The sequence below is a fragment of the Sphingobacterium zeae genome, assembly GCF_030818895.1.
Lineage (GTDB): Bacteria > Bacteroidota > Bacteroidia > Sphingobacteriales > Sphingobacteriaceae > Sphingobacterium > Sphingobacterium zeae.
In genome coordinates this window covers 3,231,177-3,246,492 of the sequence record NZ_JAUTBA010000001.1, presented here as the reverse complement: position 1 = coordinate 3,246,492, position 15,316 = coordinate 3,231,177, and the positions used below count along the sequence as shown (strand labels likewise).

General features: G+C 39.6%; 13 protein-coding genes. 3 read left to right on the top strand and 10 right to left on the bottom strand.

The window, feature by feature from the left end:
- Window positions 1-234 precede the first annotated feature (234 nt).
- The gene (locus tag QE382_RS13555) at window positions 235-2,232 is read right to left on the bottom strand and encodes a PAS domain-containing sensor histidine kinase (protein WP_307186366.1); all 1,998 of its coding nucleotides are present in this window, start codon (window positions 2,230-2,232) and stop codon (window positions 235-237) included.
- Window positions 2,233-2,405: 173 nt separating this feature from the next.
- Complete coding sequence (locus tag QE382_RS13550) at window positions 2,406-3,515, bottom strand: NAD(P)-dependent alcohol dehydrogenase (protein ID WP_307186365.1); 1,110 nt, start codon at window positions 3,513-3,515, stop codon at window positions 2,406-2,408.
- A gap of 189 nt (window positions 3,516-3,704) precedes the next feature.
- Here QE382_RS13550 and QE382_RS13545 point away from each other — a divergent pair, with 189 nt between their 5' ends.
- The 3 genes from QE382_RS13545 (at window position 3,705) to QE382_RS13535 (ending at window position 7,524) form a co-directional block, all read left to right on the top strand.
- Entirely contained in the window at window positions 3,705-4,049 is a 345-nt protein-coding gene (locus QE382_RS13545; RefSeq protein ID WP_307186364.1) for a YciI family protein, read from the top strand.
- Window positions 4,050-4,093: 44 nt separating this feature from the next.
- Window positions 4,094-5,380, top strand: coding sequence for an RNA polymerase sigma factor (locus QE382_RS13540; RefSeq protein WP_307186363.1), 1,287 nt, complete (start codon window positions 4,094-4,096; stop codon window positions 5,378-5,380).
- A gap of 164 nt (window positions 5,381-5,544) precedes the next feature.
- Window positions 5,545-7,524 carry a PAS domain-containing sensor histidine kinase gene (locus QE382_RS13535; protein WP_307186362.1) on the top strand — a complete coding sequence of 660 codons (1,980 nt, stop codon included), beginning with the start codon at window positions 5,545-5,547 and terminating at the stop codon, window positions 7,522-7,524.
- A gap of 28 nt (window positions 7,525-7,552) precedes the next feature.
- Here QE382_RS13535 and QE382_RS13530 read toward each other — a convergent pair whose 3' ends face one another.
- The 8 genes from QE382_RS13530 to QE382_RS13495 all read right to left on the bottom strand — a co-directional run bounded on the left by QE382_RS13530 (window position 7,553) and on the right by QE382_RS13495 (window position 15,312).
- Window positions 7,553-7,918: a response regulator gene (locus QE382_RS13530; protein ID WP_307186361.1), complete on the bottom strand. Its 366-nt coding sequence runs from the start codon at window positions 7,916-7,918 to the stop codon at window positions 7,553-7,555.
- A gap of 311 nt (window positions 7,919-8,229) precedes the next feature.
- On the bottom strand, window positions 8,230-9,549 hold the full coding sequence (gene mdlD / locus QE382_RS13525; protein ID WP_307186360.1) for an NAD(P)-dependent benzaldehyde dehydrogenase MdlD: 1,320 nt from the start codon (window positions 9,547-9,549) through the stop codon (window positions 8,230-8,232).
- A gap of 141 nt (window positions 9,550-9,690) precedes the next feature.
- A complete protein-coding gene (locus QE382_RS13520) occupies window positions 9,691-10,371 on the bottom strand; it encodes a type 1 glutamine amidotransferase domain-containing protein (protein ID WP_307186359.1) in 681 nt (226 codons plus the stop codon).
- Between the two features lie 425 nt (window positions 10,372-10,796).
- Window positions 10,797-11,294 (bottom strand): c-type cytochrome, encoded by a 498-nt coding sequence (locus QE382_RS13515; RefSeq protein WP_307186358.1) that lies wholly within the window; start codon window positions 11,292-11,294, stop codon window positions 10,797-10,799.
- A gap of 20 nt (window positions 11,295-11,314) precedes the next feature.
- The gene (locus QE382_RS13510) at window positions 11,315-12,256 is read right to left on the bottom strand and encodes a transporter (RefSeq protein WP_307186357.1); all 942 of its coding nucleotides are present in this window, start codon (window positions 12,254-12,256) and stop codon (window positions 11,315-11,317) included.
- An 8-nt stretch (window positions 12,257-12,264) separates the two neighbouring features.
- Window positions 12,265-13,326, bottom strand: coding sequence for a cytochrome-c peroxidase (locus QE382_RS13505; protein WP_307186356.1), 1,062 nt, complete (start codon window positions 13,324-13,326; stop codon window positions 12,265-12,267).
- 2 nt (window positions 13,327-13,328) lie between these two features.
- Window positions 13,329-14,195 carry an MbnP family protein gene (locus QE382_RS13500; protein ID WP_307186355.1) on the bottom strand — a complete coding sequence of 289 codons (867 nt, stop codon included), beginning with the start codon at window positions 14,193-14,195 and terminating at the stop codon, window positions 13,329-13,331.
- Window positions 14,196-14,229: 34 nt separating this feature from the next.
- The gene (locus QE382_RS13495) at window positions 14,230-15,312 is read right to left on the bottom strand and encodes a cytochrome-c peroxidase (RefSeq protein WP_307186354.1); all 1,083 of its coding nucleotides are present in this window, start codon (window positions 15,310-15,312) and stop codon (window positions 14,230-14,232) included.
- Window positions 15,313-15,316 lie beyond the last annotated feature (4 nt).

The following is a 15,316-nucleotide window of genomic DNA, read 5'->3' as shown; positions in this document are numbered from 1 at the left end:
GATAAATTTGGGCATTATTGTTTTGAAATACTAAATCCGTTGTGAAGCTTTTTTGTTATTTACAGTGGTAGCAGTCACCGTCGTCACAGCGCCTAAAAGAATTGATGCGACTGTAAGGCTAGTCTGTTTATTCGCATTAATACCCTCTATATATCCGGCGAGCTTATCAATGCGTTCACCATTACAATCTAGTTCTGCAGCGACTGCGTTCAATTCAGAACCAAACAGCATAATCTAATCAGGTAACTTGCCATTCGGTAGGATAAACCAAAATGTACTTCCTTCATTAACAACACTCTGGGCTCCTATCTGGCCTTCATGTTTTCTGATAATTTCAGAACAGATGTATAAACCAAGTCCTAATCCAGAATATTCTTTACCCGAATGACTTACCCTATAATATCTGTCAAATAATTTAGGCAGGGCTTCTTGCTCGATGCCTATGCCAAAATCGCGGACAGAGACTTTTACCGATTGATTTTCCAGTACCTCGACATTTAGATGAATTTCTTTCGACATCGGCGCATACTTCATGGCGTTATTGACAAAATTGATAACAACCTGATCGATCCTATGCTCATCGGCATACACGCTTGCAGTTTGATTTCCCGAAACAACCAGTTGATATTCTTTCTCAAAGCAAATATGGTCACAGGTATGCTGAAGAAGATCAAACATATTAAACCAATCTTTCTTAATTTCAAGCTGTCCCTCAGTAAGGCGACGTATTTGCAATAGTTCAGCCACCAATTCGTTCATCTTCTCCACGCTCCTTAAAGATTGGTTGATCATTTTTGAATGAAGATTACTATAGGGCTTATCCTTTAAAAGTTCAAGATACTGTAGGGAAGCTTTTAAAACCGTTATTGGCGTTCTCAATTCGTGGCTCACAATACTTAAAAAGTCATCTTTCTGCTGCTCAAAAAGTTTACGATCGGTAATATCTAATGTCATGCCTACCATCCGATCCGCCACACCCATATCATTGTAACGAGGACGTCCATGAGCCTGAATCCAATGAGTGGAGCCGTCGCGCCATTTGACAGGGTACTCGGTACTATAAATTCCATTGGTACGAATGGCCTGCTGCACGAGTGCTTTTACCCTATCCCTATGCTCAGGATACATTGCCTCAAACAGATCCGCGTAACAAAATTCCTCCTCTGGCATAAATCCGTAGTTCATCTTAAATCGATCTGTACTCTCCATCTTTCCAGTTGCTAGCTGCACCTCGGTAGAACCTAATCTACTAGCATCCATTGCAATCTCCAGTCGGGTATTTATTTCATTGATTGCTTTTCGACTATTTACCTGTTCTGTAACATCCGTCGCCACAATAAGAATAAGCTTTTCTTCCTTTGAGAGTCCATTCGTAGGCTGGTAAACGAAATTAAGATAGCGCTCTAGCGTTTCCCCATCTACGGTAAGTAGGGCCTTAAGCTCTTTTCCGTAAAAAGGTTGATCGGTTTCATAAACATTTTTCAAAATATCGAGGAATTGCTGATCTTTCAGTTCAGGCAGCGCGTCAGCAAGCCGCATCCCCAATACAGAGCGATCTTTACCCCAAATGTCAAGAACATGCTGATTAACCACATCCACAACAAAGTCAGGACCCTTCAAAGTAGCCATGGCAACAGGAGACTGCTCAATCATAATTCGGAAAAGCTGCTGCTGCTCGTGCAACAAAGAAAATAGCTTATGAAGATTGTCTTCTGAAGTAATGAGTTCCTCGTTTTTAGATAGGAGATCTGCGTTTATTACTTTAAATTCCTCATTTATGGCAAAAAGTTTTTCGTTAAGATTTTTTTCCGCAAGTGACTTTTCCACTGCAAGTCTTAACGCTTCCATACGTTCTGAAACTTCTGAAGCAGTATGCAGTATATACGCTGTGCAGCCAGCTTCATCTAAAATAGCTTTGTATTCAAAATCAAAGAAAAATTCTTGGAGCACACCATCTTTTTGAAGAAATGCGGAACAGTTTTTTGCGATGTAAGTTTCACCGGAATACCATACTCCTTTGAGAATATCAACAAAAGGCTGTCCTTTCAGTTCAGGAACGGCATCCTGTAGGTTTTTACCAACAATGGATCTGTCTTTTCCCCAGAAATTAAGCATTGCTAAGTTGGCGGTTAATATTTTTATGTCTTCTCCCTGATAGACTGCCGTAGCATTTGGTGAGTGAAAAAGTACACTGAGCAACGACTCAGGATCAATGTTTTTGGGAGAATTCATGCGATAAGATCAATAAGACAAATGTAATCAATTTATTTGCTATAAACCGATAACATGTTAAATAGTTCTAGCCCTATTAACTTTAACCCATAAATAACTGATGTAATGGACCTAAATATTCAACATAAAAAGTCAGCAACATTTACTGCTACTGACTTATACATTATTTTTGATTAAGCGTTGTACTCACCAATAAGAATTACTGGTTTAATGGTCTTTCCTGATTCGGAATCTTCTATGGCTTGATTGATATCTTCAAATTTATATTTCTTAATCAATTTATCAAAAGGGAACTGTCCATTCAGATACATCTGTACCATCTCAGGGATAAATTCGGTCGGTACGCTATCTCCCTCCACAATTCCAATTAATTTAATTCCCTTAAGTACATATGCGTTCATTTCAACTTCAAGGGGCTTTGTAGCCACTCCAACAATTCCCATTTGTCCAAGGGACTTCAGGTTTGATAAGGTACTATTAATGACATCATTGCGGCCCGTGGTGTCAAAACCAAAGTCAAAACCTTTTGGGGAAATTTTTTGTAAACTTTCTACTACATTCTCATTACGGCTGTTAATTGTATGGGTTGCACCTAGTTCCAACGCAAAATCTAAACGTTCTTGATTGATATCAACTAACACGATCTGCGCAGCCGAACATGCTTTTGCTGCCAGCAAAGCAGCCAATCCCACAGCACCGGCACCAGAGATAACAATTGTTTTTCCCGGAGACACTTTCAACGAGTTGATGATTGCTCCTGCCCCAGTCTGGATACCACAGCCTAACGGTCCCAATAACTCTAACGGCGCTTTTTCAGAAACTTTTATAGTGTTTCTTTTATTTGCTATTGCATAGGTGGCAAAGGATGACTGAGAAAAGAAATTATCGAAAATATCTTGCTCATTGCGATGATGACTATGAGAGCCATCCATACGTGCTCCCCCAAAATTCAAAGCTGGGAAATTTTCGCAGTAGGTAGGTTTACCATGCTGACAAGTGTAGCATTCCCCACAGAAACCGAACGTTAACACAACATGATCTCCCACCTTAAGGTTTGTCACACCATCTCCTACTTTCTCGATAACTCCAGCCCCCTCATGTCCCAATACGATAGGAAATGGTGTATCGCCGGTCTGCTGGTCTCGGGCAGCCATATCAGTATGGCAAGTTCCGGTTGCTACAATTCGTACTAATACCTCATCTTGTCGAGGTTCTTCTAAGGTTATTTTTTCCAATTCGAATTTTCCACCTTTCTCTTTTACTAATGCGGCTGTAATTTCCATTGTATTATCTTTTTGTTAGGTTGAAATTATCACTTTATAAGTTTTTTTTTCATGATGTAGATCAATAAAATGCGATCTGATCCATCGTTGTATTTAGGATGCAACTGGAAGCAATTAAAATTAACGTGATATTGTCCCTATATTTGTTAATCAGTCGTCTTAAGTGCAAACAATAAAAACTTTATACATATGAAAGAATTTGCATTAATTTTTAGATTAAAGGACATTTCAGACTTCAAACCTTCTCCTGAACAAATTGAGGAACGTATGAATTGGTTAGCTGGAATTGCATCACAGAACAAATTGGTGGATAAAGGCAATACACTTTTGCCATTTGAGGGAAGTGCGAAAATAGTGAAGCCCAACAATGTGATAACAGATGGAGCTTATACAGAAATTAAAGAATTTATCAGCGGTTATATTGTTGTGAAAGCAAATAACATTGAAGAAGCGGTAGAAATAGCAAAAGGCAATCCAATTTTTACCCAAGTGGGGGGAAGTATTGAAGTTCGAGAAGTTGTCAAACGTAATTAGATAAATCCAAGCAAACTTTCCAACTGCATTGTTGTTGGAAAGTTTTGTGTATTTTAATGCAGTGTGTAACAAAATTCTATACCATGGAGCTTCTGCCTCATTTATTCCGACATGAGTATACAAAAATGACGGCGGTTTTATGTCGTAATTTTGGTTTAAAGCATATAGAAATTGCAGAGGATATTGTCAGCGACACATTTTTAAAAGCTTCGCAACATTGGGCTGTCAACGGAATACCCGAAAATCCGAGAGCCTGGCTCTATGTGGTGGCAAAAAACAAAACCAAAGACTACTTCAAGAAACTATCGGTTTTTGAAAAAAAAATTAAAAACGAAATACAGCCTCACTTCCAAGTTGAACCGAATTTCGAGTGTGATTCAAAGATGGTTTCTGATAGTCAATTAGCGATGATTTTTGCGGTGTGTAATCCTGTTAACTCAGATGAGAGCCAAATTTGCCTGGCACTTCAGATTCTTTGCGGTTTTAGCATTGAAGAAATTGCAAATGCGTTTTTGACAAATTCAGAGACCATCAAAAAGAGACTACAAAGAGCGAGAGCAAATCTACGAAAAGATAATTTTCAAATTAAAAGTTTAACAAAAATTGAAATTTGCTTACGATTGGATATTGTTTTGAGAACATTGTATTTGCTGTTTAGCGAAGGCTATTTTTCCAAATCAAACAAACAGCAAATCAAAATAGATCTTTGTTCAGAAGCAACGCGACTCACATTGTTATTGACGGAGAATCCATTGACAAACACAGCTGAAAGTAATGCTTTATTGGCACTTATGTGTTTTCAGAGTTCACGACTTAGGGCACGCACGAATGATAAAAACGAAGCTGTTTTATTTGACAAGCAGGATAAAAGTTTGTGGGATAAGTCGCTTATTGAAAGAGGCAATTATTATCTGATAAATGCAACGACCGGTAATGAACTTTCAAAATATCATTTGGAAGCGGGAATTGCTTATTGGCATACTACAACGACCGATAAATACAAATGGGATTACATTTTAAAGCTTTATAACAAACTAATTTTAATTGAATATTCACCCATTACTGCATTAAACCGAACCTTTGCTTTTGCCAAAGTTTATGGCAACGAAGAGGCTATTGCTGTAGCCAAACAGTTAAATTTAGTTGAAAGCAATTATTATCATGAATTGTTAGGTTACCTGTATTCCAACGTGAACATTAAAAGAGCTATTGAACATTACGAACTGGCAGTCAACCTAACGAAATCCAATTCTGAAAGGCAAACTTTATCAAAGAAGATAAAGGAGCTTAATCTCATTTTGAAGAAATCTGAAAGATCACATGACATGTGATCGATAAAAAATGGATAATCTAGTTGGCCAGATACAATAAAATCAGAAAATGCGCAAGAACATGCAGACTATAGCTATTATTAAGTTGCATGAGAAAACATATAGCGCATTTTAGTACAATTATTCATAAATATAAATTATCTTTTCCATACTTTTGCTGGTGTATGAACTCCCAAACCGAAGGCCCATTTGATAGTTGCTTTAGTGCTGAATTAATTATTCAGGCTTTAGGTTGCTCCCCTGCACCTACCGCTATATATTCCGGTGAGAATATGATTATCCGCTTTGCTAACGCAGGCATGTTGGAACTTTGGGGTAAAGAATCTTCTGTTATCGGGAAACCGTTAATGGAAGCTATTCCCGAACTCGAGGGGCAGCCGTTTCTAAAACTGTTGCAAGACGTTTGGCATACCGGAAAGACGTATGCTGTTTCTGAGGCTCCCGCCGTATTGATCAAGAACGGAAAGGAAACATTGGACTATTTTGATTACGAATATAGAGCGCTCATTGACCAAGATCAGAAAACATGGTGTATTCTTAATACTGCACTCGAAGTAACTTCACGCCGGGAGTTTTTAAGGCAGATAAAGCAGAAAGAAGAAATAGAGCAGGCACTCAATGAGGAAATGGCTGCTACGCTTGAGGAACTTACCGCCACGAATGAAGAACTCAATAGCTATATAAAGCAGCTTGCAGATAGTCGAGAGTATATCCGAGCAATCATAGCGCAGGCACCTGTGGGTATTGCCATGTTAAACGGTCCCGAACATCTCATTGAAATTGCCAACCCTGCAATCCTCAAGATTTGGGGGCGCAAAGAGTCAGAGTTAATCGGATTTCCTCATGAAAGTGCGCGGCCAGAGCTTCAGGGACAGCCGGTTAACGAATGGATTAAACACGTATATAAAACCGGAGAGCCTAAAATTAATACAGAATTCTCGGTAAAACTGTTGCACAAAGATGGCTTGAGAGAAGCGATCGTAAATTCTATCTATCAGCCTATATTTTCAGGAGATGGCGACATTTCAGGTGTGCTTATCATCCTAGAAGAAATTACCCAACAGTTTTTGGAAAGAAGACGGAATGAAAATAATCAGCAGATGCTCGCCCTGGCAATAGAAGCTGGTGAGCTCGCCACTTTCTACTATCAGATTGCTACAAATCATTTTTCGGGTAACTCCATGCTCAAGACTTGGTTTGGCCTTTCAACTTATGAAAATGCAGATCTTCAAGAAGCCTTATCTGTCATTTTACCAGAGGATATGGATCATGTGTTGGCAGCAATTCAATACGCGATTAGTCCTGAGTCCGATGGTCATTATTTTGTGGAATATAGGATTAAAAATAAGATTGATAAAAAAATAAGGCTTCTTCAGGCAAATGGAAGAGTATTCTACGATCAAAATGGAAATCCACTAAGTCTTAATGGTACACTTAGGGATGTGACAGAGCAAAAAAAAGAAGAACAGCGGAAGGATGATTTTATGGGTATGGTGAGTCATGAGCTTAAGACACCACTAACATCGCTTAAAGCTTATCTGCAAATGTTACAGCAAATGGACTTTCATACAAAGGAAGCTGCTCCTCAAAATATGCTTGGTAAATCTATAAAGCAAGTTGACTATATGACAAGTATGATTAATGGCTTTCTCAATGTGTCGCGGTTGGAATCGGGTATGATGTATATGGATAAAAAAGTTTTTGATTTTAAATTGTTGTTTTCAGAAATTGAAGAAGAGATATGCTTCACTGTCAAAACCCATAACTTTATTTTTAAATCTTGTGGGGCAGTAAATTTATATGCTGACCGAGAAAAGATAGCGCAGGTCATACATAACTTAATTGGCAATGCCATAAAGTATTCTGCTGTTGGATCGACGATAATTACAGATTATGTTTTGGAGGATAAAAATATCAAAATTAGTATTCGAGATCATGGAAAAGGCATTCCATTTGATGACCAGGAACGAATATTTGAACGTTATTATCGGGTGAAGGAAATTAGCACTGGTGGAACAGCGGGCCTTGGTATAGGTCTCTATCTATGCAAGGAAATAGTAGAACTCCATGATGGAACTATAGGCGTAGAGAGTGATCAAAATGAAGGTAGTATCTTTTCCTTCAGCCTACCATTCCCCCATTAATCACAATAGCATTATATTCGTGCCTGTGTTATGCCTGAAGTGCGGTCAACTTATCAACCTTTGAAATAACATCGTTGATATCAAATGGTTTGCTCATAAAATCATCAGCGCTATGGGGATCATCGGTTTTTATAATTTTAGCGTGAGCACTCATCAATAATACCGGTACCTTAGATGTTATTGGATCGCATTTAAGCTCTCGGCACACCTCGGTTCCGAGTCCATCAGGCAGCATCACGTCAAGCATAAATAAATCCGGCTGAACAGCCATTTCCCTACAGTTGAACTCCTTCACGGTTGAAAAGGTTACGACATTATAATTTTGTGATGATAGAAGAAGTTCAAGTACTTCCTGTATACCAACCTCATCTTCTAGAATAAAAACAGTTTTCATATTTTGTCTTAAGGAACCCAATAAATTGACAGCGCAAACGGTCTTATATAACCAACCTAATGCAGCGTTAAATAGTTCACGATACCTAAACAAAAACTGTGCAAGTTATGGTGTATGATAAATTTCTTTTAAGAAATTACAATTGAAAGTCGCATCAGGTCTCAAAACTTTAAAATTTATCAGCTCGTAACTTACACAGCTGGATATTATTCATGCTATCAATGAAACGACTATCCCGATCAGTCATTTAATACAATAGAGGCTGCTTCTTACCAAAGCAGCCTCTATTGTATTAAATTTGAGGTTACATCCTACATAACTTGGAGAATAGATCGTTGATGACTAAAATTCTCTAGACTGAACTTACCATGATATTTACCCATTCCCGAATTTCCTACTCCACCGAAAGGGAGATAATGAGATCCTACGTGAATCAATGTACTGTTAATTTCGGCATCACCGCTTGTTGATCGTGCGATCACATCGTCTGCAAATTTTTGATCTTCCGAAAACACATAAAGCGCCAAAGGTTTTGGTCTACTGTTAATTTCATTTAAAGCTTCGTCTATATCAGTATAAGTGAGGATAGGTAATATTGGGCCAAATATTTCCTGTTGCATCACATCATCCTCCCAACTTATATTTGTCATGAGTGTAGCTTCGAAATGACGTGTCTCAAGATCGTATTTACCGCCATAGATCACTTTCTCTGACGCTGCTTCTAGATAAGAAGCTAAGTTTTTGATCTGATGCTGACTGACAATCTTCCCTATTTTTCCTAATGATTTGTCTTCGTAAGTTGCTCTCAAATACGACTTAAATCGGTCTATAAATTCGTCTTTGATAGATTCATGAACATAAACATAATCAGGCGCAACGCAGGTCTGTCCGCAATTAATCCACTTGCCTGAAGAAATACGCTGAACAGCTTTTTCTAGGTCAGCATCGTGATGAACGATCGTTGGGGATTTTCCACCTAACTCTAATGTTAGCGGTATAAGCTGCTCAGCGGCAGCTTTCATGACGATCTTACCAACCTTTGGACTTCCAGTGAAAAAGATATAATCAAACGGAAGAGTCAATAAGAAGCTATTTTCTTCGATAGAACCCTGAAATACAGCAACGTAATTTTCATCAAACGCTTCTTTTACGATATCTTCAATAACCTGTGCAACATGTGGGGTGTTTTCAGATGGTTTTATTACAGCCGTGTTACCCGACATCAGGGCACCGATGAGCGGGCTGAAAGTCAACTGAACAGGATAGTTAAATGGACCGATAATGTAATTCACGCCATAGGGCTCGTAAATATATTTACTAATGATATCAGCTCCTGAAGTATGCGGTTTTGATTTAACGAAAGTTGGTTTTACCCATTCTTCCATATTCTGGATCATATCATCAAGTTCATTTAATACAATTTGAATTTCGGCATATTCTGCTTCTTTCCTGCTTTTCCCAAGATCGATATTCAAAGCCTCACAGATTGCGTCAGTATAACTCGCAAAGACCTTGCGGAAATTTTGCAATTGCATTTTGCGAAACGTAATTTCCTTCGTGGTCTGCGTTCTGAAAAAGTCTTTTTGTTTTTCAAATACGTTTTTTATCTTATTTTGAATTTCAGTGTTCATTTTATTATTATTTTTTCCCACCTTCAAAAATTTTGTCCAGCAACGGTAAGGTGGGGTGCATGTGACTAATTTGACATTAAGTAGAGTTGTTGTGCCGCTTAATGACAAAAGGCAGTACAAACTGCCTTTCATCGTCTATTATTATTTTTTTAGAAGTGTAATAAGCTTCTCCGCAACAGTTTCTGAAGATGCAGGATTTTGTCCAGTGATAAGAAAACCATCTTCCACCACATGCACACCCCAGTCATCTGTTTTGGTATAATGACCGCCTAATTTTTTTAACTCATCCTCTACAAGAAATGGTACTACCTCAGTTAGTTTGACAGCAGCTTCTTCACTATTCGAAAAACCAGTTACGTTTTTATCTTTAACAAATGCTTCACCGTTATCGAATTTTACATTTTTAAAGACACCGGGTGCGTGACACACAGCTCCTACAGGTTTTTTGCCATTATAGAAATCAAGAATCAATTGTTGGGAATCCCTATCATTTGCCAGATCCCAAAGCGGACCATGACCTCCCGGATAAAATACGGCATCAAAATCGCCTGCTTTTTGATCGCTCAATTTTTCGGTATTGGCAATAATTCGCTGTACTTCCTCATCTTTATAGTATCTTTCGGTCGCCGCGGTCTGCGCATCTGGAACCTCGCTATTTGGATCGACTGGAGCCTGCCCGCCCTTTGGAGTAGCAACGGTTATTTCAAAGCCAACATCTTTAAATGAATAATAGGGAGCAGCGAATTCTTCTACCCAAAATCCCGTCTTATGTCCTGTATTTCCCAAATCATCATGGGAAGTGACTACAAATAGTACTTTCATGTTTTTTAATATTTAGTGATTTTTTTTATAAAGTGTTAAAATATCTCTCCATTACCTTATGGAGTAAAAATAATTGTCAATGTAACGTAAAGATCAAATTCGATCAGGCAAGTTTAAAAACTAATCGTGTAATCAAAGTTACAACTAAAACTATATTGTGCAAAATATACTATTGATATATATATATCTTGACTTTAGTTTTACCATATGCTCCAAACACCTTCTTGAAAAGTATAGTTTAATCGCTTTCCCTCTTAATAACACCAAATACTATAAAATGGTTGGCATCTCTTAGCATGTAAAAATTGGGCTATAGGCATAATCACGATTCCGCTTGAAGAGGAATCAATATCCTTAAAAAATCTAGTTTTTCTTTTGGTACAACCATTGTCTCATATTTAATGTAAAAAATAAAATGGGTAAACTTATTTTGAGGCGCTATTACGTTCTCTCAAATATTCCAAAATAGCTCTGGCTTCTTCTTGCTGAAGTCCTAAGCTAATCATCGGCGAACTGAAATCTTTGCTCAGCGCTATTGCATCGGCATCTTTTTCAAGCATAGTGGATGGATCCAGCATCATATTCATAATCCATTCCGGTGTACGGCGCTTTACAACGCCATCCAACGATGGTCCCACTAAAGTGCGTTCAAAATTGTGGCACATGGCACATTTGGAAACAAAGAGCTCTACACCTTTATTGGCTAGCTGTGCATCAAATGCTTTGTGTTCGATTGTGCTGACAGGCCCCACTCCCTTGGATCCATCTGATTTAAAATCCAACATTGCCGCATCTGTCGATGCCACGTTTTGGTTTGCTGCTTTACTGGTATCGTTTTCTTTTTTGTTTTCTCCATTACCGCCGCAAGCGATCATCCCGACGATACCCATACAGGAAAGGATTACATTAATTCTTTTGTTCATCTCTTTTTATATTATGGTGATTAAAAACTATAGGAAATATGGGTGAGCCAGCGTGGACCTGACTTGGCACGTCCGTCGGCTAGATCCTGGGACAATAAGGCTTGATAGTTGGCTCCCACACTGATTTTACCCATATTGACTTCGACACCGCCTATTCCGGCCAAACTATATCCTCCCGACTGTGCTACATCATATCGTGCCATAGTGACGTCCTTAGGCTGTGTTTCGTAACCTACTCCTAAGTTGGGCGAAATACGGACTTTATCTTTTATATTGAATTTGTAGTATAATAATGAATTGACGGAAAACTTATTCGCATAACGATAATCGTACTTGTTCTCTGTATTCATCTTATAGCTTACATTGGTGTTCAATCCAAGGTCCATAATACGGATGTCGTAAGCCAGATTGACCATAAAATCTGTGCTGGCTGTACCCAGCTGAAAGTTGTTGGGTTCATCCTGACTGGCTGATGATCGCTGAGAATTATCATATTTTCCAGTAGGCGCTTTAATCCCTGCACCTATCCAAAGGGAATGGTTAAACATCTTGTTTGAGCGGGTACCTCCCATTTGTTCGAAGATTTTGTAATAACCATAAACGACCACATCTCCAAGCCCATCCATCTTCCCCATATCGCCACTTCCAGGGATCTTACGCTCATTGAAATTGTAGGGAACAATTGCCATAACCCGCCAGCGGCTTCCAAAATTCCATGCCCCCCACAGTTCCATTGTCTGATAAGTCTCATCCGCACTTATCGGCGTCCGATTGCCAGTGGGTCCAAGATGGGTCTGTAGGGTCTTGTACTGATAACGTACACCCAAAAAACGCTTGTTAAACTGGGGCAGTATACCCAAATAATAGCTACCTACCCCGCAGCCACAGATATCACATGCCCATGATGAAAGGGGCAATAGGGCCATAGCTAGAACTAATAGTTTTATCTTTATTCGCTTCATATTTAATTTTAGTTTACCACGAAACCCGTATTTCCAGGTTCCCTCAATATTTTGTTGTTTACGAAAGAGGCATCATTTAATGTTTTTAAAAACGCCAATAAATTAGCCTTTTCTTCATCCGACATGTGGACACCCAAAGTACCGTCCGCTTTCCGAAATCCCGGATCCAGGGTTTTTGAATCGACCATACCATTGCGATAGTGCTCCAATACACGATCCAAAGTCAAGAATCGGCCATCATGCATATAAGGGCCTGTATAGGATAGGTTGCGCAGGCTAGGCGTCTTGAATTTATAGCGATCATTGTGATTCAGGGTAACGGTATCCCTACCGATATCGTTGGCATGGTTGGGTGACAATCCATTGTTATGATAATCACGATCAGTAAACAAAGGCTCTGTGTGACAACGAGCACAGTTGTTTTGATAAAAGAGGTAGCCATTTTTCTCAGCATCTGTAAAAGAGGCCCCATTTTCGTTCCGCATAACCTGATCATACTTTGAATTGGCACTAATGGCCATAAGCATAAATTGGGAAAGCGCCTTAAAGAACCGCTCGTCTGTAATCCCATCGCTACCGAAGGCTTTCTTGAACCGTTGCTGATAATCGGAATCTTTGCGCAGTTTGCTCAAGACATTACTCACTGACTCGTCCATCTCCACAGGATTTGTAATTGCGTTAACCGGCGACATATCTAAATCGAAAACACCACCATCCCAAAAGAATTCCTTTTGCCAGGCCATATTGAAAATCGGCATCGGATTTCGTATGCCCAGCCTATCGTCAATACCATGGCTCACATCGTGGCCATGATGGGTAAATGCCGCTGAAAGGATATGACAGCTCCCACAGGCAATGGTATTGTTGCGTGACAGACGCGGTTCATAAAAAAGTTGCCGCCCCAACTCGAAGACATCCGAAGTGATGGGATTACGTTCAAACTTATAAACGGGTTCTGGAAAATTATCCGGACGTACAAAGCCAGGAAATATATCCTCCGTAATATCATCTGCTTTATGACAGGCCCAGACCAGGCCTAAGACCAGTGCAAAGACAATAAACTTTTTCATAGTTACAATTCAGATTCGCTTTTTACAAAGTTTTCGGTATGGTCATGTGTAAACAAGGAGGTAAAGTTGTTGGCGATATTCTGACTGAATTCACTAAACATGACATTTGGATGCTGCACAATGGAAAATGTGTAAGGCCCATTGAACACTTTCATCACATCAACGAACAAATGCACATTGCTTCGCAAGCCTTCGCGTACCTGTGCAATGCCAGCCTGATTTAGATCCATCGTAATCTCCTTGATATTGTTAAGCGTAGGTGCTTTGGGATTATAACCTCCATATCCGCCGATATGATATTTAAACTGTTTATTGCCCGTTGGATCCCCTTGCTGATCGTCAGATATCGCATCACAATACCCCTCCAGCTTAAAGAAAATGTATCCCTGATTCCATCCCCAGTACATACCGTCGTGTCCCTCTTCCGGATTGAAGGACAACACGCCTTGGCGTGCTTCCGTTGGCATAGTGCTACGCGCGCTATCTACACCAATAATAAACTTTACCTTGTTATAGTCTCCTTCGGGAACCTCAACTTTTGCAAACCGCGTAGCTTTATCCGAACCTTCGATAAAAAAGTAACTTTTTTCCTGTGGTACCACATATTCGCTGCCGTCTGATTTGTAGAGCTTAATGTTACTTATATAGTATCGTAATATCTTGATCCGGAAGGTTTCGCCTCTGGCATTTTTATAGGTTCGGGGATCAAATCCCAATGTCTCATCGCCAACGATATTGTCAAATTCGATGGAGAACACTCCTTTTTTAGTATCGTCAGGTGCAGGTGCATCCTTCTTGCTACATCCGGCAGCTAAAAAGAGTGAAATAGCAAGAATGAATACCGAAATATTAAATTGAATCGTTTTCATATTTTTTGTTTTTATGTTTTTTTTTTTTGATGCTTTACTTTGGATTAGCGTATTTCGCTTCTGAAAGTAGCTTCTCGTCAGTAAGGCTGATCAAAAATGCTTTGATCGCTTTTACTTCTCTGTCTGAAAGAGCAATCCCCGGATTTCCATTAGCCTGAAAAAGTAGCCGGTCTGTATATATTGTGTTTTTTATTCCGGATCGATAGTGTTTTAAGACTTCGTCAATGGTTGCGAAGCGTCCGTCATGCATATAAGGAGCGCTTACCATGACATTTCTTAGAGAAGGCGTTTTGTACGCGCCTAAGTCTTTGATATCGTAGCTGATGCGATATCGCCCCTTGTAAACCCAATCTTTGGAATCGTCACTAAAATCGGTATCTATACCATTATTGTGATAATTGTTGTCTGTAAATAAGTCTGTAGAATGACAGCCTCCACATTTTGACTGAACCAATTGCATACCCAGCCGTTCGTCTTCACTGAAGCTAACCTGTCCCTCTTTCCTTTTGTAGCGATCGTATTTTGAATTGGCGGATATAATTGTGCGCTGAAACTGGGCCAGGGCCCTCACCACACCCGCAGCCGTAGGATTTTCTCCAAATGCCTCTTTAAAGAGACCGACATAAAGAGGTTTTGCCATTAAACGATCGACCATTTCGGGAAAGTAAATTCCCATTTCATCCTCGTGCGTCAAAGGACCAAAGGCCTGCGATTCTAAATTTTTGGATCCGCCGTCCCAAAAAAGTCCATTATTGGCCCAGGCCAGATTGAACAATGCAGGTGAATGCCGATCCAGGGCTTTGCCAGAGATACCAAGATTTGAAAGGATCAGACCATCCGAAAAAGCACGATCCTGATGATGGCAGCTTGCGCAGCTTACTGTCATGGTAGAGGACAATAAGGGTTCGTAAAACAGGTGCCGTCCGAGTTCGACGCCAGCTTTGGTCAGGGGATTGTCTTGCATAGCGGCAGGCTTTGGAAAGTTGGCGGGCACTTCCATTACGTAAGGCGTATTATCTTCCGGATCAACCGTTTCTATGGTTTCCTTCTGACAGGAAAACATTAGATTGGCCAACAACAAAAATCCAAAATGCAGTACCTTATTATTTTTTGACATTGAC

What these genes read in the sequence shown, in the direction of transcription:
- QE382_RS13555 (WP_307186366.1), bottom strand. Translation starts at nt 2,232, where the DNA reads ATGAATTCTCCCAAAAACATTGATCCTGAGTCGTTGCTCAGTGTACTT.
- QE382_RS13550 (WP_307186365.1), bottom strand. Translation starts at nt 3,515, where the DNA reads ATGGAAATTACAGCCGCATTAGTAAAAGAGAAAGGTGGAAAATTCGAA.
- QE382_RS13545 (WP_307186364.1), top strand. Translation starts at nt 3,705, where the DNA reads ATGAAAGAATTTGCATTAATTTTTAGATTAAAGGACATTTCAGACTTC.
- QE382_RS13535 (WP_307186362.1), top strand. Translation starts at nt 5,545, where the DNA reads ATGAACTCCCAAACCGAAGGCCCATTTGATAGTTGCTTTAGTGCTGAA.
- QE382_RS13530 (WP_307186361.1), bottom strand. Translation starts at nt 7,918, where the DNA reads ATGAAAACTGTTTTTATTCTAGAAGATGAGGTTGGTATACAGGAAGTA.
- mdlD (WP_307186360.1), bottom strand. Translation starts at nt 9,549, where the DNA reads ATGAACACTGAAATTCAAAATAAGATAAAAAACGTATTTGAAAAACAA.
- QE382_RS13520 (WP_307186359.1), bottom strand. Translation starts at nt 10,371, where the DNA reads ATGAAAGTACTATTTGTAGTCACTTCCCATGATGATTTGGGAAATACA.
- QE382_RS13515 (WP_307186358.1), bottom strand. Translation starts at nt 11,294, where the DNA reads ATGAACAAAAGAATTAATGTAATCCTTTCCTGTATGGGTATCGTCGGG.
- QE382_RS13510 (WP_307186357.1), bottom strand. Translation starts at nt 12,256, where the DNA reads ATGAAGCGAATAAAGATAAAACTATTAGTTCTAGCTATGGCCCTATTG.
- QE382_RS13505 (WP_307186356.1), bottom strand. Translation starts at nt 13,326, where the DNA reads ATGAAAAAGTTTATTGTCTTTGCACTGGTCTTAGGCCTGGTCTGGGCC.
- QE382_RS13500 (WP_307186355.1), bottom strand. Translation starts at nt 14,195, where the DNA reads ATGAAAACGATTCAATTTAATATTTCGGTATTCATTCTTGCTATTTCA.
- QE382_RS13495 (WP_307186354.1), bottom strand. Translation starts at nt 15,312, where the DNA reads ATGTCAAAAAATAATAAGGTACTGCATTTTGGATTTTTGTTGTTGGCC.